At 65.0% G+C, this 20,022-nt stretch carries 17 protein-coding genes; 6 read left to right on the top strand and 11 right to left on the bottom strand.

The window, feature by feature from the left end:
* The first annotated feature begins 50 nt into the window (after positions 1 to 50).
* The 3 genes from ACODSL_RS17365 (at position 51) to ACODSL_RS17355 (ending at position 3,449) form a co-directional block, all read left to right on the top strand.
* Positions 51 to 1,025 (top strand): quinone oxidoreductase family protein, encoded by a 975-nt coding sequence (locus ACODSL_RS17365; RefSeq protein ID WP_488901984.1) that lies wholly within the window; start codon positions 51 to 53, stop codon positions 1,023 to 1,025.
* Between the two features lie 64 nt (positions 1,026 to 1,089).
* On the top strand, positions 1,090 to 2,763 hold the full coding sequence (locus ACODSL_RS17360; RefSeq protein WP_488901983.1) for an AMP-binding protein: 1,674 nt from the start codon (positions 1,090 to 1,092) through the stop codon (positions 2,761 to 2,763).
* Positions 2,760 to 3,449 carry a nitroreductase gene (locus ACODSL_RS17355; protein WP_488901982.1) on the top strand — a complete coding sequence of 230 codons (690 nt, stop codon included), beginning with the start codon at positions 2,760 to 2,762 and terminating at the stop codon, positions 3,447 to 3,449. Before ACODSL_RS17360 ends, ACODSL_RS17355 begins: the two co-directional genes overlap by 4 nt.
* Before the next feature lie 98 nt (positions 3,450 to 3,547).
* Here the strand turns inward: ACODSL_RS17355 and ACODSL_RS17350 are convergent, their stop codons facing one another.
* The 5 genes from ACODSL_RS17350 to ACODSL_RS17330 form a co-directional block, all read right to left on the bottom strand.
* On the bottom strand, positions 3,548 to 4,609 hold the full coding sequence (locus tag ACODSL_RS17350) for a phosphotransferase family protein (RefSeq protein WP_488901981.1): 1,062 nt from the start codon (positions 4,607 to 4,609) through the stop codon (positions 3,548 to 3,550).
* Positions 4,610 to 4,753: 144 nt separating this feature from the next.
* The gene (locus ACODSL_RS17345; RefSeq protein WP_488901980.1) at positions 4,754 to 6,175 is read right to left on the bottom strand and encodes an NAD(P)(+) transhydrogenase (Re/Si-specific) subunit beta; all 1,422 of its coding nucleotides are present in this window, start codon (positions 6,173 to 6,175) and stop codon (positions 4,754 to 4,756) included.
* Positions 6,172 to 6,510: a proton-translocating transhydrogenase family protein gene (locus ACODSL_RS17340; RefSeq protein WP_423311507.1), complete on the bottom strand. Its 339-nt coding sequence runs from the start codon at positions 6,508 to 6,510 to the stop codon at positions 6,172 to 6,174. Before ACODSL_RS17340 ends, ACODSL_RS17345 begins: the two co-directional genes overlap by 4 nt.
* Positions 6,511 to 6,517: 7 nt before the next feature.
* The gene (locus ACODSL_RS17335) at positions 6,518 to 7,651 is read right to left on the bottom strand and encodes a Re/Si-specific NAD(P)(+) transhydrogenase subunit alpha (protein WP_488901979.1); all 1,134 of its coding nucleotides are present in this window, start codon (positions 7,649 to 7,651) and stop codon (positions 6,518 to 6,520) included.
* 471 nt (positions 7,652 to 8,122) lie between these two features.
* Positions 8,123 to 9,001, bottom strand: coding sequence for an SDR family oxidoreductase (locus ACODSL_RS17330; RefSeq protein WP_488901978.1), 879 nt, complete (start codon positions 8,999 to 9,001; stop codon positions 8,123 to 8,125).
* Between the two features lie 118 nt (positions 9,002 to 9,119).
* Between ACODSL_RS17330 and ACODSL_RS17325 the strand changes: the two genes are divergently transcribed.
* Entirely contained in the window at positions 9,120 to 9,740 is a 621-nt protein-coding gene (locus ACODSL_RS17325) for a TetR/AcrR family transcriptional regulator (protein WP_488901977.1), read from the top strand.
* Between the two features lie 434 nt (positions 9,741 to 10,174).
* On the opposite strand, the gene ACODSL_RS17320 is transcribed toward ACODSL_RS17325, so the two are convergent.
* The 3 genes from ACODSL_RS17320 to ACODSL_RS17310 all read right to left on the bottom strand — a co-directional run bounded on the left by ACODSL_RS17320 (position 10,175) and on the right by ACODSL_RS17310 (position 13,718).
* Positions 10,175 to 10,933, bottom strand: a complete 759-nt coding sequence (locus ACODSL_RS17320; protein ID WP_488901976.1) for an SDR family NAD(P)-dependent oxidoreductase — start codon at positions 10,931 to 10,933, stop codon at positions 10,175 to 10,177.
* 440 nt (positions 10,934 to 11,373) lie between these two features.
* A complete protein-coding gene (locus tag ACODSL_RS17315; RefSeq protein WP_488901975.1) occupies positions 11,374 to 12,507 on the bottom strand; it encodes an acyl-CoA dehydrogenase family protein in 1,134 nt (377 codons plus the stop codon).
* 14 nt (positions 12,508 to 12,521) lie between these two features.
* Positions 12,522 to 13,718 carry an acyl-CoA dehydrogenase family protein gene (locus ACODSL_RS17310; protein ID WP_488901974.1) on the bottom strand — a complete coding sequence of 399 codons (1,197 nt, stop codon included), beginning with the start codon at positions 13,716 to 13,718 and terminating at the stop codon, positions 12,522 to 12,524.
* 219 nt (positions 13,719 to 13,937) lie between these two features.
* Between ACODSL_RS17310 and ACODSL_RS17305 the strand changes: the two genes are divergently transcribed.
* Complete coding sequence (locus ACODSL_RS17305) at positions 13,938 to 14,549, top strand: TetR/AcrR family transcriptional regulator (RefSeq protein ID WP_488901973.1); 612 nt, start codon at positions 13,938 to 13,940, stop codon at positions 14,547 to 14,549.
* A 201-nt stretch (positions 14,550 to 14,750) separates the two neighbouring features.
* Here the strand turns inward: ACODSL_RS17305 and ACODSL_RS17300 are convergent, their stop codons facing one another.
* Positions 14,751 to 16,037: a cytochrome P450 gene (locus ACODSL_RS17300; protein ID WP_488901972.1), complete on the bottom strand. Its 1,287-nt coding sequence runs from the start codon at positions 16,035 to 16,037 to the stop codon at positions 14,751 to 14,753.
* Positions 16,038 to 16,553: 516 nt separating this feature from the next.
* Between ACODSL_RS17300 and ACODSL_RS17295 the strand changes: the two genes are divergently transcribed.
* A complete protein-coding gene (locus ACODSL_RS17295; protein WP_488901971.1) occupies positions 16,554 to 16,850 on the top strand; it encodes a YciI family protein in 297 nt (98 codons plus the stop codon).
* Between the two features lie 212 nt (positions 16,851 to 17,062).
* Here the strand turns inward: ACODSL_RS17295 and ACODSL_RS17290 are convergent, their stop codons facing one another.
* Positions 17,063 to 18,997 carry an AMP-binding protein gene (locus ACODSL_RS17290; RefSeq protein WP_488901970.1) on the bottom strand — a complete coding sequence of 645 codons (1,935 nt, stop codon included), beginning with the start codon at positions 18,995 to 18,997 and terminating at the stop codon, positions 17,063 to 17,065.
* Positions 18,998 to 19,238: 241 nt separating this feature from the next.
* Entirely contained in the window at positions 19,239 to 19,817 is a 579-nt protein-coding gene (locus ACODSL_RS17285; protein ID WP_488901969.1) for a winged helix-turn-helix transcriptional regulator, read from the bottom strand.
* Positions 19,818 to 20,022: the final 205 nt, after the last annotated feature.

Here is a 20,022-nt window from a genome sequence, read left to right as displayed (position 1 = left end):
CTCGGGCAGGTCCAGCCCGACAGGCCCTAGGTTTCCATAGGAGTCGATCCATGGCCTTCGCCATCCGCATTCACAAGACCGGCGACCCGAAGGTGATGGAGCTGATCCCGCTCGACGAGGTCGCGCCGGGGCCCGGCGAGGCCTGGGTTGAGCAAGAGGCCATCGGGGTCAATTACCTCGACGTGACACATCGAAACGGCGCCGTCCCCATCGCGCTGCCGAGCGGGCTGGGCATCGAGGCGGCCGGGAGGGTCGCTGCGATCGGCGAAGGCGTGCAAACTGTCGCCGTCGGCGACAGGGTGGCCTACGCTCTTGGTCCGCTTGGCAGCTATGCGAGCGGGCGGCTCTATCCGGCGGAGCGCCTCCTGCGCATCCCCGATCGCCTGAGCTTCGATGACGCGGCCGGCCTCATGGTCAAGGGCCTGACGGCGCAGTATCTGCTGCATTCCACCTACGCCGTCGGGCCGGACACGACAGTGCTGATGTATGGCGTCGCCGGCGGGCTTGGTCAGATCATGGCGCCCTGGGCGAAGAGGCTCGGCGCATATCTGATCGGCGTCGTCTCGAAGGAGGCCAGCGTTGAACGCGCAAGGCGGCTCGGGTGCGATGAGGTGCTGGTCTGGGGGACCTGCGACCTGCCCGCCGAAGTGAAGCGCTTGACCGAGGGGCGGGGCGTGGACGTGGTCTATGATGGCGTTGGCCGCGCCACGTTCGAAGCCTCCGTCGCCAGTCTGCGAGTCCGCGGAACAATGGTGTCGATCGGCGCCACGTCTGGCGTGCCCGCGCCGGTCGACCTTCGCACCATCAACCAGTCTTCGCTGTTTCTTACGCGTCCCAGCCTGGTTCACCACACCACCGCGATCGCCGAATACGCGCAGCGGGCGCGGGACCTCTTCGAGGCTGTGGAACGGGGCTGGGTCCGGTGTCAGATCTGGAAAGAACTGCCGCTCGCGGACGCCGCAATCGCCCATGAGCTCCTTGAGCAAGGCAGGTCCGCCGGGACCATTCTGCTGAAGCCCGCATGACGAGAAGCCAACAGCCGAGCCTTCCTGACGCCACAAACGTGGTCAAACGAATCGAAAACCGAAAATGAGCCAGCCGACGTCGAACCTGCTTGATCCCAGTACTTTGACGGGTCACTTGCTTGCGCAATACCGCAGCCCGGAAGCAAGCCTGGCCAATCTGCTCTGTGACCGGCATGACCCGGCGGCGCTTGCCTATCGCATTCTGTCGGCAGATCTTTCGGCCCAAGATCTGAACTATGGTGAGTTGCGCGAGGCGTCCGAACGCTTTGCCGCCGTGCTCGCCGGCCTGGGCGTAAAGCCGGGCGACCGAGTGGCGACACTCATGGGCAAGAGCCGCGACTATCTCACGACGCTCGTCGGCATTTGGCGCTTGGGGGCCGTGCATGTGCCGTTGTTCACGGCGTTCGCGCCGCCGGCCATCGCGATGCGGCTCTTGGCGAGCCATGCCGCGGTCGTCGTTTGCGACGCCAGCCAGCAGGCGAAGCTTGAGGCAGGTGAAGATATTCCGGCCACAGCGCCCTGGCAGGTGATCACGACCGGTGAACCAAGCGACGCTGCGCTGTCATTCCAGGACCTGATGAGCCAAGCGGCTCCAGGGTTCCCGGCAGCGACGCTGGGCGGCCGGGCCCCGATGATCCACATCTACACCTCCGGAACGACGGGGCGCCCCAAGGGTGTTGTCGTGCCGACGGCCGCGCTTGCCGCCTTCCATGCCTATGCCGCGCTTGGCCTCGACCTACGGGCCGACGACCTCTACTGGTGCGCCGCTGATCCGGGCTGGGCGTACGGGCTTTATTTTGGTGTGCTCGGCTCATTTACGACCGGCGCGCCCAGCTTGATGCTTTCAGGCGGTTTCTCCGCCGAAACGACCATAAGGGTGCTGGCCGAGCAGGGTGTGACCAATTTCGCGGCCGCGCCCACCGTCTATCGTGCGTTGCGAGCATCGAACATCCCGGTCCCCCCGGGCTTGAAGCTTCGCTGCGCCTCGAGCGCGGGCGAGCCGCTCACCCCGGAAGTCAACGAATGGGCCGTCCCGGCGCTCGGTGTGCCGGTCTACGACCACTACGGCCAGACCGAGGCGGGCATGCTGATCAACAACCACCATCACCCGTTGCTGAAGCGACCGCTGAAGCCCGGGTCTATGGGGCAGGCGATGCCGGGATGGCGGGCGGCTGTGCTCCACGCGAGTGAAGCGCGGGAGATCGGCGTTGGAGAAGTCGGCCGCGTGGCGATGGTGTTGGAGGACAGCCCTCTGGCATGGTTCGACGGCTATCACGGAGAACCCGAGAAGAGCGCAGAGAAGTTCGCCGGCGGCGGGCGCTGGTATCTGACGGGCGATATCGGACGCATCGATGAGGACGGCGATTTCCACTTCTCCTCCCGGGATGACGACGTAATCATCATGGCGGGTTACCGTATCGGCCCGTTTGACGTTGAATCGGTGCTGGCGCTTCATCCGGCCGTGGTCGAGAGCGCGGTGATCGCCGTTCCGGACGACGTCCTCGGCGAAGCTATGGAAGCGGTCGTCGTCCTAAGGACAGGGCACGCCCCGTGCGACGCGATGGCGCGTGAGCTTCAGCAGTGGGTGAAGACGCGCTATGCGGCGCACGCCTACCCGCGCCGGATTCAATTCGCGAACGCCCTTCCGAAGACGCCCTCGGGCAAGGTCCTGCGCTTCCAGCTTAGGCAGGAGCGACGCGCGGCGCTCCAGGCGGCAAAGGCGGAGCCAGCGCAATGACCAACCTTCCCACGCCGGGGCCGCTCTCGGTCCACGAGGCGGTCACCGGCCGCAAATCGATCCGCAGTTTCCTCCCGGCGGCCGTGCCCGAGGAGATGGTGAAAAGCATCTTGGCGGGGGCCAGCAGGGCGGCGTCCGGCACGAACATTCAGCCCTGGCATGTGCACGTGGTCATGGGCGAGGCTCGCGACCGCATGAGCGCAGCAGTCCGCGCCGCCGCGGAAGCTGGGGACGTGAGTCTCGAGTACCGCTATGCGCTGGAGGTTATGCGCGAACCCTATCTCTCAAGACGGCGCAAGCTTGGGCATGAGTTGTACAGGCTCTACGGAATCGACCGCCAGGATTTCGCGGCGCGCCAACGGGCGATGCTGCGCAACTTCGACTTTTTCGGCGCCCCCGTCGGCCTCTTCTTCACAATGGAGCGGGACATGGTGCCCGGCTCGTGGCTCGACATGGGCATGTTCATGCAAAGCGTCATGGTGCTGGCGCGCGGCCATGGCCTCGAGAGCTGTGCGCAGCAGGCCTGGTGCGACCATGGCGCGATCGTCCGTAAAGAACTGGGCCTGTCCGATAGCTATATCCTGCTCTCAGGAATGGCCCTTGGTTATGCAGACCGAAGTGCGCCTGAAAACGGCCTCGTGACCGACCGGGTGCCGGTCGCCGAGTTCGCCACGATGCATCGCTGAGTCGGCGCCAAGACCTTTCACCTCCGCGCTTCGCGCAGGTCGCCCGCCCACCGCCAAACCGGCATCGGATCGGCGCCCACGCCGCGTGCGACCTGTGGCTAACCCGGCGCCGCTTCCAGCAAATTGAGCGCCGCCTGGGCCAATTCTGGTGCGCGGTTTACGGGGTCGCGCTCGCTGGCCACCGTCCCGCTTTGGGTTCGCCGGTGGACACCCTGGGCGATCGCGGCGAGCCGGAAAACGGCGAACGCCATGTAGAAGGTCCAGTCCCTGATCTCCGTACGGCCCGTGCGGCGGCAGTAGGCGGCGACGTACTCGGCCTCGGTCGGGATACCACTCGCCTGGAGATCTATGCCGTCCAAGGTGCCCCAGGTGGCGTTGTCGGATCGCCATAGAAATGCGTTGTAGGCGAGATCGGCCAAGGGGTGCCCGATGGTCGCCAGCTCCCAATCCAGAACGGCCAGCAGCTTTGGCTCGGTGGGGTGGAAGAGGGCGTTCTCGAGCCGATAGTCGCCATGGGCTATGGTCGCGTCCTCGTCAGACGGAAACCGACCCGGCAACATCGTGATGAGACGCTCCATGGCGGGAAGGTGGTCGGATTCCGCGGCGCGGTACTGCTTCGTCCAACGGCTGTGCTGGCGCTCGTAGTAGCCGGTTGCGCGACCGAAGTTGTCGAGCCCCAAGGCCGCATAGTCGACCAGGTGGAGCTTGGCGAGGGTGGCATTGAGTTCATCGTACACCGCGCTGCGTTCGGCGGGGGTCAGGCCCGGCAGCCGGGCGTCACGGAACACCCGGCCCTCCACATAGTCCATGACGTAGAACTTAGTGCCTATGACCTCTGGATCCTCGCACAAATGGCGCATCACCGGCACGGGAATGTCTGAGGCCCTCAGAGCATCCATGATCCTGAATTCGCGGTCCACCTGGTGAGCGCTTGGCAGAAGCGGCCCCGGCGGCTGTTTGCGCAGCACGTAGCGCGCGGGGCCGCTGGCTGTAATCGTTTCGAGCAGGAAGGTTGGATTGGACGCGCCGCCCTGGAATTGACGTACGACCATATCCACGCCGAACGCTTCGATGTTGGCGCGGAGGTATCGCTCCAGCCGCTTTTCGTCGAAGCGGTGCACAGGGGCGATATGCGCCGAGAGCGGTGGATGTGGCGACATGACTTGTTCCTTGAATCACGGGGAGATTGATCGCATCCGCCATAGCTCGACCGTGACCAGAGGGTGCTCGGGAGCACGGGCTGCGGGGGGACCACGATCAACCTGGCGAGAAGCCGCTGCGGCTTGGGCCGGCCCGATTTTGGCCTAGAGCCCCTTGAGGATGCCCTCGACCATCTTCTTGGCGTCGCCGAACAGCATCATGGTGTTGTCACGGAAGAACAGTTCGTTCTCGACGCCCGCATAGCCGGAGCTCATGCCGCGTTTGACGAACAGCACGGTGCGCGCCTTTTCCACGTCCAGGATCGGCATGCCGTAGATGGCGCTGGTGGGGTCGGTCTTGGCGGCCGGGTTGGTGACGTCGTTGGCCCCGATGACGAAGGCCACGTCGGCGGTGGGGAACTCGGCGTTGATGTCCTCCAGCTCGAAGACCTCGTCATAGGAGACGTTGGCCTCGGCCAGCAGCACGTTCATGTGGCCCGGCATGCGCCCGGCCACCGGGTGGATGGCGTACTTCACCTCCACGCCCTCTTCCTTCAGCTTGTCGCCCATTTCGCGGAGCGCGTGCTGGGCCTGGCTGACCGCCATGCCGTAGCCGGGGACGATGATCACCTTGGACGCGTTCTTCATGATGAAGGCCGCGTCGTCGGCGGAGCCCTGCTTCACCGGCCGGGTCTCGACCTTGCCGCCGGCCGCCGCGGCGCTGTCGTCCGCGCCGAACCCGCCCAGGATCACCGAGATGAAGCTGCGGTTCATGGCCTTGCACATGATGTAGCTGAGGATCGCCCCGGACGAGCCCACCAGGGCCCCGGTGATGATCAGCGTCACGTTCTCCAGCGTGAAGCCGAGCGCCGCCGCCGCCCACCCCGAATAGGAGTTCAGCATCGACACCACGACGGGCATGTCGGCCCCGCCGATCGGGATGATCAGCGTGATCCCCACCAGGAGCGAGAGCGCGAAGATGCCCCAGAAGGCCCAGATGGCCGCGCCGCCGCTCATCACCAGGATGACGATCAGGGCGACGATGCCGAGCGCGATGGCGATGTTCAGCAGGTGCCGCGCCGGCAGGATGATCGGCGCGCCGCTCATATTGCCGTTCAGCTTGGCGAAGGCGATCACCGAGCCGGTGAAGGTCACCGCCCCGATGGCCAGGCCGAGCGACAGCTCCACCAGGGAGTTGAGGTGCACCTGGCCGGTGGCCGTATCCAGGATGCCATAGGCCGCCGGCGTATGGATCGCCGCCACCGCCACCAGGCAGGCGGCCATGCCCACCAGGGAGTGGAAGGCCGCCACCAGCTGCGGCATCGAGGTCATGGCGACCCGGCGGGCGATCACCGCGCCCACCCCGCCGCCGATCGCCACGCCGCCGCCGATCAGGGCCAGGGTCAAGGCGTCGAGCTTGCCCTGGCTGAACAGGGTCACCAGGGTCACGCCCACGGCGATGGCCATGCCGATCATGCCGTTGCGATTGCCCGCCTGGCTGGTGGTCGGCGAGCTCAGGCCGCGCAGCGCCAGGATGAACAGGACGCCGGAGACAATGTAGAGGATGGCCGCGAGATTGGCGTTCACTTGGAAGCTTCCTTCTTCGCGGGCTCTTTCTTCTTGTACATGGCCAGCATGCGCTGGGTGACCAGGAAGCCGCCGAAGATGTTCACCGCGGCGAAGGCGGCGGCGACCGCGCCGGCCCCCTTGGAGATCAGGATCGAGCCGGTGAGCTCACCCCCCGGGCTGTGCGCCGCGGCGGCCAACAGGGCGCCCACGATGATCACCGAGGAGATGGCGTTGGTCACGGCCATCAGCGGCGTGTGCAGGGCGGGGGTCACGCTCCAGACCACGTAGTAGCCGACGAAGATCGCCAGCACGAAGATGGCCAGGCGGAAGACTGTGGGGTCGACGGCTTCCATCGGTTCCTCAGGACTGAAGGTTGGGATGCACGACCTTGCCGCCCTGGGTCACCAGGGCGGCCTTGAGGATCTCGTCCTCATAGTCCGGGGCGAAGGCCCCGTCCTTGTCGAGCAGCAGGGCCGAGAAGGCCAGGAGGTTGCGGGCGTAGAGGGCCGACGCGTCCGTGGCGATGCGGCCCGGCAGGTTCGCCACGCCCAGGATCTTCACGCCGTTGGCCGTGGTGGCGACCTCGCCCAGCTTGGCGCCTTCGACATTGCCGCCCTGCTCGATGGCCAGATCGACCAGCACCGAGCCCGCCTTCATCGAGGCGACCTGGGCGGCGCTGACCAGGCGGGGCGCCGGGCGGCCGGGGATCAGGGCGGTGGTGATGACGATGTCCTGCTTGGCGATATGGCTGGAGACCAGCTCGGCCTGCTTGGCCTGGTACTCGGCCGACATCTCCTTGGCGTAGCCGCCGGCGGTCTGGGCGTTCTTGAACTCCTCGTCCTCGACGGCGAGGAATTTGGCGCCCAGGCTTTCCACCTGTTCCTTGGTCGCCGGCCGCACGTCGGTGGCGGTGACCACCGCGCCGAGGCGACGGGCCGTGGCGATGGCCTGCAGGCCGGCGACGCCGACCCCCATGATGAACACCTTGGCCGCGGCGACGGTGCCGGCGGCGGTCATCATCATCGGCATGGCCTTGCCATAGGCCTCGGCGCCTTCGATGACCGCGCGGTAGCCGGCGAGGTTGGCCTGGGAGGACAGGACGTCCATCACCTGGGCCCGGGTGATCCGCGGCACGAACTCCATGGCGAAGGCCGTGGCGCCCTTGTCGGCCAGGGACTTCAGGGCGTCCTTCTCGATGTAGGGATTGAGCGTGGCGATGACGACGGCGCCGGCCTTGAGCGCGGCGATCTCCTCATCGACCGGGGCGCGGACCTTGAACAGGATGTCGGCGCCCTCGATGGCGGCCTTGGCGGTTTTGGCCAGGGTCGCCCCCGCCGCCTCGTAGTCAGCGTCCTGGAAGCTTGCAGCCGCGCCGGCGCCCGCCTCGACGGTGACGGCAAATCCGGCCCCGATCAGCTTCTTGACCGTCTCGGGCGTCGCAGCCACGCGCGTCTCGTCGCCGCGGCGTTCCTTGGTGACGGCGATGACAGCCATTGGACGGGCTCCTCCTGGGGAAGTTCGAGGCTGGCCGTCTCCTACCAGTCCAGCAGACTACGGTAAATGCCATATTAGAACTGACTAGAGACACGGGTGATTATTCAGACCGCCTCAGCTCTTCAATCGGCGCCCATTCGACACCCCACGGGGCGGCTCCGAACGGTCGTACGACTTCGGAGCCTCCCAAAATGTCCCGCGTGGGCTAGCCGCCCCTCCTGGAGCGCCTTGGAAGGTGTAGGAAGGTGACACGTTGGAAACCGACGATGTCCACCGCGCCACGATGCCAGGGGCGGACGTCGGGACTCACGCGGCAGACTTTTTCGCGGGCGCCATCATCGGCGCCTCCGACGCAGCTGGGCGGCCTTCTTCGAATCGGAAGGCCACGCCAGCCGGTCGGCGCAGGGATCTTCGGCCTCGTGGGTGAAGCCCGAAGGGCGACAGGTAAGCGCTACTCGTCGCCCCGAGGGGTCAAATCATGTTCGACATGCCGAGCGCGGTGAGGAAGTCGTTTTGAATGGGCGTTACGGCCGCGTTCAGCCGTTCCACGCCGAGATCCATGCCCTCAGGCATGACGACCGTCCGCAATGGCCGACGCTCCTTGGCCTCGACCAGCCGTGCGATAGCGTCAGCGACCATCTGGGGTCGGGGTGGATTGGCCGGATCGTCGCCGTCGCTGCCATGGGCCTTGATCTGGCCCGGGATCGCGGCGACGTCCCCATAAGACGCCAGCACGCCTTGGTCGGAGGGCTCCGGACTGGACGAGAGAAGATTGCTCGGGAACGGGCCCGGCTCGACGATGACCGAGTCGATTCCGAAGCTGGACAGCTCGTAGCGATAGGCTTCTGCAAGGGCTTCGAGCGCGAACTTGCTCGTGGAGTAGATGCCGAAGAAGGGGAAAATCACGCGCCCCATCAGTGAAGTGACATGGACCAGAAGCCCGCGGCCGGCGGCGCGCATGTGCGGCAGAACGGCGCGGTCGGCGCGCACGGCGCCGAAGAAATTGACCGCGAATTGCCGTTCGACATCCGCCACCGTGTAGGCTTCCGTGACCCCGACGGCCATGGTGCCTGCGTTGTTGATCAGCACGTCTATTTTTCCGTGCTTCTTGATGACCTGGTCGATCGTCGAATTGACCGACGCCTCATCCGTGACGTCCATTTCAAGGACCTGCAGCGCATGTCCTTCCGCTTTTGCCGCCTCGATGAGCTCGCGCCGGACTTGGTCATTTCTTCCGCCGACATCGCGCATGGTCGCCACCACCAGGTGCCCTCGCCTCGCAAGCTCCAGCGCCGTGAGCCTTCCAAACCCACTGCTTGCGCCGGTCACGACAACTACTTTTTCGCTCATCGACCCTGTCCTTCCATCTGAGAGGTGTCGCCGGGGTATAGACAGACCGGTCTGTCCTTGCAATCGAAAACGGACAGACTAGTCTGTATGAGGCTTTGTAATTTATGAGGCGTGAGAAATGCGTGACGGAGACGTGGCGGAGTTTACGGCGCTCGAGGCGCAGCCGCTGACCGCCCTCACCCCGCGCGAGCGGATATTAAAGACGGCTTCGGACCTGTTTTACCGCTTCAGTGTCCACTCTGTCGGGATCGACCGCATTATCGCCGAGAGCGGCGTGGCGAAGATGACATTTTACAAATACTTTCCGTCGAAGGCCAACCTCGTCGCGACGTACTTGCACCTCAAGAGCGCTGCCTGGTTTCAAATGCTGAAAGACGCGACTCAAAAACCTGGACTCGACCCGTTGGAGCGCATCCTCGCAATATTCGACGCGCTGGACGTGTCCTTTCAGTCGCCGTCGTTCCGCGGCTGCCCGTTCGTGAAGGGGCTGGCGGAGTTCGGACCGGAGGCCAACGCGCCGGACGTCCAGGCGACCATCACCGCCTATTTCGAAGGCCTGCACGAATTTGTGGCCTCGCTCGTCGAACCGCTCGCCTTGAACAAGCCTGAAAAGGCCGTGCTCCAGATCCTGTCGCTCATCCAAGGCTCGATCGTGATGGCGCAGTCGACGCGCGCGCCGCTCCTCGCGCAGGCAAATCGCGATGCCGCCAGACTCTTGCTAGAAGACGCGGCGAGCTAAGCGTCCTCGCCCCGGGAAGCCGTGCAATTGGGCCGCCGCTGATGTTCGTCGCCAGGACGTGCCCCCTTCGGAAAATCTCCATCCCGACCGCACGGGCGGCGGGGAGAAGGTGCAGCGTCACGCGCTTGGCAGCGGTCGCGCCGCCGGTTCGCGGCGAACTCCACGGTCATGCGCCCAGGTGGCTGGAGCCAAGACCGGCGCGGCGCGCGATTTTGGCAACCTGCCGCGAACGATCACGCGCCCCCGCGTCGCCGGACCACAGCCCTTCTGCAGGACAGCAATGTGATCGCAGGCGCCGCGAAGGTGTCAGATCGGGTCTCGGACACAGCACGCTTCCGGACAGGTCGATGGAGTACGGTCATGGCCTAAAGGGGGATTGTCGGGCCGTGTACTCTATCCCCACACGGCCCGGCGCGCCCGCTTCCGCCGCCTATTCACCAAGGCTCGCCCGCAGGCCGAATCTCGTGCTCAAAGGTCCAGGCGTCCTTCGGCTGCTGGTGCAGCGCCCAATAGGCTTCGGCGACGGCCGCAGGACGCATCAAGACGCGGTCGGGCAAGGGGCCGTCGCCGGCGGCCTCGCGGATCCGCTCGCGAACCCAGGCGGTGTCCACGCCAGAGTCGATGATCAGGTGGGCCACGTGGATGCCCTTCGGCCCGAGTTCTCGGGCGGTCGATTGAGCCACGGCCCGCAGGCCAAACTTGGCGCTCGCAAAAGCCGCGTACCCAACGCCGCCGCGCAGGCCCGCCGTCGCCCCGGTGAAGAAGATCGATCCCGCCTGACGCGGCAACATGTGCTTGGCGGCTTCGCGGCCGCTCAGGAAGCCGGCGAAGCAGGCCATCTCCCACACCTTGCGGAACACGCGCGAGGTCGTGTCGACGAGAGGAAAGTTGACATTGGCGCCGATGTTGAAGATCGACACCTCCAGGGGGGCCGTGCGCTCGGCCTCCTCGTAGAACGCGATCATCTGCTCTTCGTCGCGGGCGTCGAGGCCGCGGGTCACGACGCGTCCCCCGGCCGCCTCGATTTCGGCTTTCAACGGCTCAAGTTTTTCCGCTTGGCGGCGCCCGACGAAAACCGTGTAGCCCTCGGCTGCGAACCTCTTGGCGATCTCGCCGCCGATGTAGTCCCCTGCTCCGACAACCACGGCGGTGGCGTTGCGAGCGGGCGTCTCTGACTTGGATGGGCCTGACATCTTCAATCCTGTGGCTTGCGCGCTGGACAGGCGTCGCCCAGCTGGCGCGACGACCGCGTGGTGGCCGGCGACATACAGGTAGTGCGTTCTTTTTTCATACTCGTCAAGTCGTCAAGCTGGGCGGCGCCTTCGGCTTTGCCTTCTCGTGTCTCCGATGAATCGATTCCGTTGAAGGACCTGGGTCACCTCGCAGCTACATCCAGCGCCGCTCCGAAACGTGCGCACGACTGCAGCCCGAGATCCCCCAGACAGGCTCGGGGCGGGGCGAGTGAATCGGCCCCACCCTCCCCGCCGCGCCACGCCGATGCCGCGCAACGACGCAGAAGGAGGTCGCCAGCCCGAACACGGCCGACGCGGCCCTAAGCCTCTTCGCCTTCCGGACGAAGGACCTGATCAGGAGATCATTTCTCCAGATTTGGGTGCGATACGGACCTTTGGCGTCAAGCCGTGGCGCTGAGGGCGATGTAGCGCTCGAGGTGGTGATCCTCGTCGCCCAGCTGATGGTCCAGCATAATGAGGCGTTTCACATAATGTGAGAGCGGCAGCTCCCAGGTCATGCCGATGCCGCCGTGCAGCTGGACGGCTTCCTGCGCCACGAGGGCGGACACCCGCCCGAAGGTGTATTTCGCCGCCGACAGCGCCCGCTCGCGGGAAATGCGTGGTGCGTGGAAGGCCGCCACGGCGTTCGTCAGGGCGGACCGCGCCTGCTCGATCTCGATCAGGAGCGTGGCCATCCGGTGCTGCAAGGCTTGGAAGCTGCCGATGGGCTGGCCGAACTGCTTGCGGGTCCGGAGGTATTCCGCCGTCATCTCCTTCACCACGTCCAAGGCGCCGACGCCGTCCGCACAGAGGGCGATGACGCCTGCGCCCACCGCCTTCTCGATGACCCCGAAAGCTCCGCCGACCGTGCCCAGGAGCCGGTCCTCGCCGACCTCCACCTGGTCCAGAATGACTTCGGCGCTCCGCGCGCCATCGACACCCACACTCCCCCGGATCGATAGTCCCTGAGCCGTGGCGGGGATGAGAAAGAGGGAAAGGCCAAGTTCGTCGTCGGACGCGCCAAACGCACGCGCGGACACGATGAGCTGGTCGGCGGCGTCGCCATAGGACACAACCGACTTGGCGCCTGAGATTCGCCAACCGCCGGCATCCGCCATGGCCACGGTCTCCACCCGGCTGAGGTCGTAGCGGCTTCCGGGCTCTTGGTGCGCGAAGGCGACGACGGCGTCACCGGCGATGATGCCTTGCAGCAGGGCCTCCGCCTCCGCGCCCCCGACGCTGGCGAGACAGGTCCCCGACAGCAGGTTGGCCAGGAACGGGCCCGCGACCGAGGCGCTTCCCAGCGCCTCGAACACCGCGGCGATGTCGTCGGGACCGCCGCCATAGCCACCCAGGTCCGGATCGAAGAGCGCCCCTAGCGCGCCCAGTTCGGCGAACTGCCGCCAAGCCTCGATGCTGTAGCCTGGGGCCGTATCGGCCAGTCTTGTACGCGCCTCCAGCGGGTAACGCTCGGCGACGAAGCGGCGGAGCGTGTCAGCCAGCATCCGCTGATCGGCTGTGGGATTGAAGTCCATGGCAAGTGTTCCGCTCAGAGCTTGAGGATGGCTTTGGTGATGATGTTGCGCTGCACCTCGTTTGAGCCGCCGTAGATCGTCAGCTTTCGGCTGTTGAGGTAGGCCGGCGTGACGCCAGGCGCGTAGTCCGGGCCCACAGGCTCGGCGTTGGAGCCGGGCGCGAGAACTTCGTGCTGGAAGGGCAACGCATAGGGGCCAAGGGCGCGACGCATGAGACCTCGGATCTCCTGGTGCACCTCGGTGCCCTTCACCTTCAGCATGGAGCTCTCGGCGCCGGGCGCTCCGCCGGCGGCCGCGGCGGCGACAACCCGAAGGGTCGTCGTCTTGAGGTTCTCCAATTCGATCTCGGCCTTGGCGCTTCGCGCGGCGAATAGGGGGTCATCGGACAGCGGCCGTCCGCCTTTGGTCTCGGTCCGGCCAGCGTCCCTGAGCAGCCCGAGCGCGGCTAACGAAGCGCCCACCATGGCCATGCTGGTGCGCTCATAGGTCAGCAGATACTTGGCGTAGGTCCAGCCCTGGTTCTCTTCCCCGATCAGGTTGGCCACAGGGGCGCGGGCGTCGGTGAAGAAGACCTCATTGACCTCGTGGTCGCCGTCCAGGGTGATGATCGGCCGAACCTCGACACCCGGCTGGTCCATGTCGACCAGGATGAAGGAGATGCCCTCCTGACGCTTGCCGGTGCTGGCCGTGCGCACCAGGCAGAAGATCATGTTCGCGTGCTGGGCGAGGCTGGTCCACGTCTTCTGCCCGTTGATGACATATTCGTCGCCGTCACGAACCGCTGTGGTCTTGACCGCGGCAAGGTCCGATCCGGCGCCGGGCTCAGAGTAGCCCTGGCACCACCAGTCGCTACCGTTCAGCATCCGCGGCAGCCAGTGGGCCTTCTGAGCTTCCGTCCCGAACTTGATCAACACGGGCGCCAGCATGCTGAATCCGAATGGGATCGTGCGCGGTGCGTGGGCCAGGGATGTCTCGTAGTCCCAGATGAAGCGCTGGGTCACCGACCACCCCTGGCCGCCATACGCCTTCGGCCAGTGGGGCGCCAGCCAGCCGCGGGCGTTGAGGCTGGCTTGCCACGCCTCGGTCTCGCCTTTGCTGAGGTGTTTGCCGCGCTTCACCTTTTGGGCGATGTCCGGCGGCAAGGTCTCTGCGAGGAATTTCCTCACGTCCTGACGGAAGGCCTCGTCTTCGGCGCTAAAGGTGAGCTCCATTTCCTCATCCTGGTCGGCGCAGCCCCCGCATTGGTCGAGGTTGGGCTGTCTGTCGGTGTTGATTTCCTACCTACTTGGCACGGATTAGTCGGCGCTTCAACCGACCGAACATTCATAAAATGCGGCAAATCTTCTGGGCCTGGCGCAGACAAGTCGGTTGTAAGGTTGCAAGTCGGTTCTATTTTGTGATTATTCAACGGCGACCAGCCGGATGAAACCATGCGATACAAGGCCGGACACAAACCGACGACCCGTGCGCGGCTCCTGACCGCCGCCGTAGAGTCGATCCGCACCCGAGGCGTGGCCGCGACCACCATCGGCGGCGTGAGCGCAGCGGCCGGCCTCACGCATGGCGGCTTCTACGCACATTTCCAGTCTCGAGACGAGTTGGTCGCGGCGGCGATCCAGGAGATGTTCTCGTCGCAACGGGCCGCCATGCCCCCCACGACCTCGGATGCGCGTCAGAGCTTGGCCGCGTATGTGGATTTCTACCTGAGCCGGGCGCATCGCGACCGCGTGTCCGCGACTTGTCCAGCCCCCCTGCTGATCGGTGAGGTCGAGCGGGCCGCAGATCCGGCGCGCTCAAACTTCGCCCAAGGCGTCGGCCGGCTTACGGCCGTGATCCGCCGGCAGCTCGTTAAGGCCGAGTGCTGTTCAGCTGACGAGGAGGCTCACTCCGTACTGGCCGAATTGGTGGGGGCCTTGGCGCTCGCGCGGGCCGAACCTGATCCCGAGCTGTCTGATGCTCGCCTTGAGCACTCCCGCCGCGCCATCAGACGCAGGTTGGGGCTGGGTCAGCCTGCCCCCGACGACGAAGCGCCCAGGGCCTAGCATCTCAGGATTGTCGATGGCCTCACACGCGCACGAGGAGCTCGACCGCGCCGTGGCGCATTGGTCCCCCGACCTGGCGGCGGCGATCGCGATCGAGAGCTTCCCGGCGCGTCAGGCCTGGCTTGCGACGTCGTCCCAACCGCGATGCCCTGAAGATATCGCCTCGGGGCTCCGCAGATTGGGACCTTATGGAAGTCTCGCTTAAGTCCGATAGGGAATGACGACCGGAAGGCGTTCGAAGCCGTGCACGAAGGAGGACCAATTCATCTCCGGTTCTCCGACGACATTGATTTCCGGGAAACGTTTGAGAATTTCTTCCCATATGATCGTGATCTGCATTTCGGCCACCCGATTGCCGACGCACCGGTGAACGCCAAAGCCAAAAGACATGTGCTGCCGGGAGCGTTCTCGGTCGATGATGAACTCGGTCGGCCGGTCGACCATTTCTTCGTCGCGATTGCCCGAAATGTACCACATGGCGACCCGGTCGCCCTTCCTGATGGTCTTTCCGCCGACCTCGACATCTCGCGTCGCGGTCCGCGCCATGTGGGCCAACGGCGATTGGCAGCGGATCGTCTCGGACACCATCGGCAGGATCAAATCCGGATTGGCGCGCAGTTTGGCGTATTCGCCCGGATTCTGATTGAGCATGAACACGCTGCCGGAGATCGTGTTTCGCGTCGTGTCGTTCCCGCCGACAATCAGCAGCACCACGTTGCCCTGAAAGACCTCAAGCGTCATGTTTCTCGTGGCGGGATTGTGCGCCAACATCGAGATCAGATCGTTGGCGGGCTCAGCGTCGAAGCGCTGGTTCCAAAGACCTTGGAATGTCGTGAAGCACTCCACAATCGCGGCGCCCTTCTGCTCCCAGGTTTCCACCAGGCCGTGGCCGGGCAGGATCGTCAGCATGTCAGACCAGTAGGTGAGCTTGCGACGCTGCTCGAACGGGAAATCGAATAGGGTGGCCAGGGTCATCGCCGTCAATTCCTTCGACACGAGGTCGACCCAATCGAATTCCGTCCCGATGGGCAGCGAATCGAGGATTTGACCCGCGCGCTCGCGCACCTGCGACGCCATCGCTTTGAGGTTGTGGGGACTCATGGCGGGGCTAACCGCTTTGCGGGCCGAGCTGTGCTCCGGCTCGTCCATGGTGATGAAGCCAAGATTGGCCTTCGGGCGCTTGCCCAACACCCTCTCCGTCTCCGCCTGGCCGGCGAGCGAGTCGAGGATGATGCCTTGGGCCGATGAGAAGGCTTCATGGTTGGTGTCGACCGCCAAGATGTCGTTCCACTTGGTGATTGACCAATAGGGTCCAAACTCGCTGTCGGGCGTAAAGTGGACGGGATCTTCGCGGCGCAAGCGCTCGAACACAGCCCACATCGCGCCATTGTAGAATCGATCCGGTCGGGCGGGGTTCAGCTCTGAGAGAGGCGTGGCGGCGATTTCCGCCGCAACATCGCCGGCCCGGGCTTTCAACGCGACGTTCATAGCTTCCTTCCCAATTCGAATGCGCTCAGACGACCAGGTCGCGCCCGCGGCTCATTGAATGAGCCTTTTTGACCGGAGAACTTGTTCGCTGTCCTTGAGACCGTGTCAATGCCAGTGCGTGCTCATATAGGACCCGCTAACACTTTCTCCTGCGGAAAGGCCGCGTCCGGGCTCCATGAAACTGCTGATATTATGTTCAATTTCCGCCACTCTCACCCGCTTGCCCGGCTCGCTTTTTCACACTGTATGTGACTTTGATGCTTGATGTCGCAGCGAGCATATGGCTCCTGGGCGTGACGAAGAGCAGCGCCCGGATGATTGACCGTCTTGGCGCGCCTCCGATCCGAGCGGCGACGCGACAATGCCTGAGCACCCGCCGTGGTGGCCGGTCCGGAGCGGGACGATGCGCTACGGCCAAATGGTCTCGCCGCCATTCATGGAGCACCTGCCGCAGCACATAAGGCACCGCTATGTAACGCGACGACATCGCAGCACCTGAACACTGGGAGATCTTCAATGAAATACTATCTCTGCAAGTACATCCCGCCTCGGGCCGATTTCCTGGCGACGATGAGCATCGAGGAGGGCGCCTGGATGCAGCAGCACGCCGCTTACATGGACGGCTTACTTGAGCAGGGCGTGATCGTCGCCCATGGGCCTGTGATGGATCCCACAGGCGGCTACGGCGTGTCGATCTATCAGATCGCCGATGACGCAGACATCGCCGCCTACACCTCGCAGGACCCGATCATCAAAAACGGCGCGGGCCACTACGAACACTATTCGATGCCGCGGCTGCGGTCGCGCGCATAGGCCGGCGGCCGCGCGTCAACCCCTTCGCCGACGGTTAGATCCGCCCTGACGGCCCATGCCTCCGCAGCCCGAATAGTCGCCGCCCAGGCTTCAACGGAAAGGTGGTTCGCAGGCCCCGCCGAGGCCTGGCTCGGTGACCGCATGTATGACGGCCGAACTCCGTTTGGCCGGCCGAAGAGGCGCGAAAGGGATCGCGGCCGGCGGGCCTGAGGCTAGAGGACTACGATGCGCTCGGAAGGTTGGGAGGCATAGAGGTCTTCAACGAGTTCGGCCTGGCTGGTCAGCACTGCGCGCTGGTTCACATTGCCCTTGTCGGTGACTTCGCCAGCCCCCAGGGAGGGCGGATCTTTCAAGATGGCGAACGCCCCGATGCGGCGGGTCGCGCCGGTGTTCCGGACGTTGTAGGCCTGCAGTTGTTCCGCGACCCGCGCCCGCAACGCCGCCTCCAATCCCTCGCCGCTCAGGCCGCTATCCGCCAGCTCCGCTAGCAGGGCCGGCGCGGTCCAGATCAGGAGCCGAATGTCGGTCTGATCCTGACCGGCGACGACGGCCTCGGCAATGGTCGGGGCGGCGGCGATGACCGCCGATCTCAGCTCTCCCGTGATGACCCACGACCCATTCGACAGCTTGAAATTCTCGCTCAATCGGCCCGCGAAGCGCAGACCCGCGCGGGGGTTCAGGGGATCAACGAACTTGACCGCATCGCCCACCTTGTAGAAACCCTCTTCGTCAAAGGCGGCTTCAGTGAGATCTGGCCGGCTCAGGTAGCCGGGCATGACATTCGGTCCACGGGCGCGGAGTTCGTAGCGATCTCCCGCAGGCACCAACTTCACCTCCACGCCAGGATTGGGCAGGCCAATCTCGCCGCGCCCCTCGCAGGCCCAATAGGTGCTTGAGATTCCGGGCGCAGTCTCCGTCGCGCCATAGCCGGACGTCACTGCGACCTGGCGGCCCCTCGTGGCGATCGCCTGTTCCTGCAGCCGTTCCCAGGTCTCTCGAGGAAGGGCCGCGCCGGCGTAGAGGAGTCTGCCGATACGCTTGAAGAAGCTCGTGCGCAGCTCGCCGTCATGCTCCATCGCCTCAACGAGCATCTGGATGCCGGCCGGCACATTCTGGGCGTAGGTGACCGATATCTCCTTCAGGTTCCGAATTGTCCGGCCGATCAGGTCCGGGGTCGGACGTCCGTCGTCGATATAGAGCGTGCCGCCGTCCCGCAGGATTCCGTGGAGCGTGTTGTTTCCGCCCATCGTGTGGTGCCAGGGCATCCAGTCAACCATGACCGGAGGATCCTCCAGGCGCACGAGCAGGCTCGCGCTGTGGATGGCGCTACAGAGCATCCGTTGGGTCTGCGGCACGCCTTTGGGCGTCCCGGTCGAGCCAGAGGTGAACAGAATCTTGGCGACCGCGTCAGGTCCGCTCTCGCGCAGGCGGACATCCACCTCCGCCGTGGCGAGGGACTGCTCAAGCGCTGCGAAACTCGTGGTCGTTGCGTCGGCCTCGACACTCACCCACTCCGCATTCGCGAGGCCCGGCGCCGTCCGGACCCGGTCAAGCCCCCGCGTGGACTGCACGAAGACCATGGCCGGCTTCAGGACCTCTGCGATTTCTATGAGTCGCCCCAGACCCTCCGGGTGCACGCCGTAGGCCGGCGAAATTGGCGCGACCGGCACCCCCGCCGCCATCCCCGCGAAGGTGATCAGCGCATGCTCAATCGAGTTGCCGGTGAGGACGGCGATAGGTTGGCTTTGCGTGAGGTTCCGGGAGAGCAGGGACTGAGCGATGGCGCGCACGCGGCGCCAAGCGTCGGCGTATATCAGCCTGCGCCATTCGCCAGAGCTATCGCGTTCGGCCAGGAACGTCCGGTTGGGCGCCTCGTTCGCCCAGTGGGACAGGTACTCGCAGAGATGTCTTCGGCTCTCGGTCAGGGGGATCGGCGAACGCAGGATAAGACAGCCATCGGCGCGGTAACTGATATCCACGGCCTGAGGCGCGAATCCGCTCTCTACGTCCAGGACCGCACTCAAGCTCTCACTCATCGCTTCCTCACCTTCGCCACGTGCTTCGCGGCGGCGCCCTTCGCGAGCTTCTTCCGATCCGGAGGCCCGCCGGAAGCTTACTCTAGTGCGTTCTTTTTTGGCATCCGTCAAGGAGAGGGAGGGGTGCGGGCTCTTCCCTCGACCGCATCGTCTTAAATCGGCGCATGAGGGCTGGGCGCGACCGGGCGATAGTCGCGTCGCCGCCCAGCTCAGACACCGAGGAGCCCTCCCCCGGCCGGTGGCGCGGCGTCTCGAGACGATGCCGCCTTAGAGCCATCAACTTGCGACCGTCTTTGCGCGAGACGGTGGCTGAATCTGTGCGCAAGCCTGCGGCGCGAGAGGGCCGCTACGATCAGGCGACCGCCGCGGCCTTGCTCTTCCCCTTGGCCTTCGGCTTGGCGTCGTCTTTGGCGGAGGCCTTCGGGGTCGTCGATTTGCGGCGCAGGTTCGTGGCGAGCCCGATGGGCATATGCTGTGGGTGGCGAGCGCCAGGTCCAGGCGTCGTGCGGACCTCGCGTGGATCCAGGGGTTCCTGGCACTCCGAACACACCATCACGGGATCGAACTGGTGATCGCACTTGATGTGATGGTGGAGCAGCGGCCGGCCCTTCTTGCCGGCCATGTGGACATCGCCCCAATGAACGATGGACATGATCACGGGGTAGAGATCCAAACCCTTGGAGGTAAGGCGGTATTCGTAGCGGGTGGGATTGGTTTGATAGGCCACCTTGGTCAGCACGAAGGCGTCTACGAGCTTACCCAGCCGATCGGCCAGGATGGGGCGGCCGATGCCAAGCCGTTCCTGAAAATCGTCAAACCGCCGAACCCGCAGGAAGCAATCCCGCAGGATCATGATCGCCCAGCGGTCGCCAATCACCGACAACGTGCGGGCCACAGAACATGCCTGATCCTCAAGCTCGCTCCACTGCAAGGGTAGTCTCCATTTCAATATTTTAGGGCCGGCCAATACGCCGAACACAAATGCCGAATACGAACTTATATCACACGCTGGTCGCCATGTTCCACCCCCGGTGGCGGCGCGAGGCGGAAACCGGGGCCGAACAGGATGAAACCCGACCACTCTTTCTTATCGGGAGTCTATTTCCAGCTCCTATGTATCGCCCGGCTTCCAGATG

Source organism: Caulobacter sp. FG121 (assembly GCF_057809815.1).
This window is presented reverse-complemented; position numbering and strand designations above follow the sequence as displayed.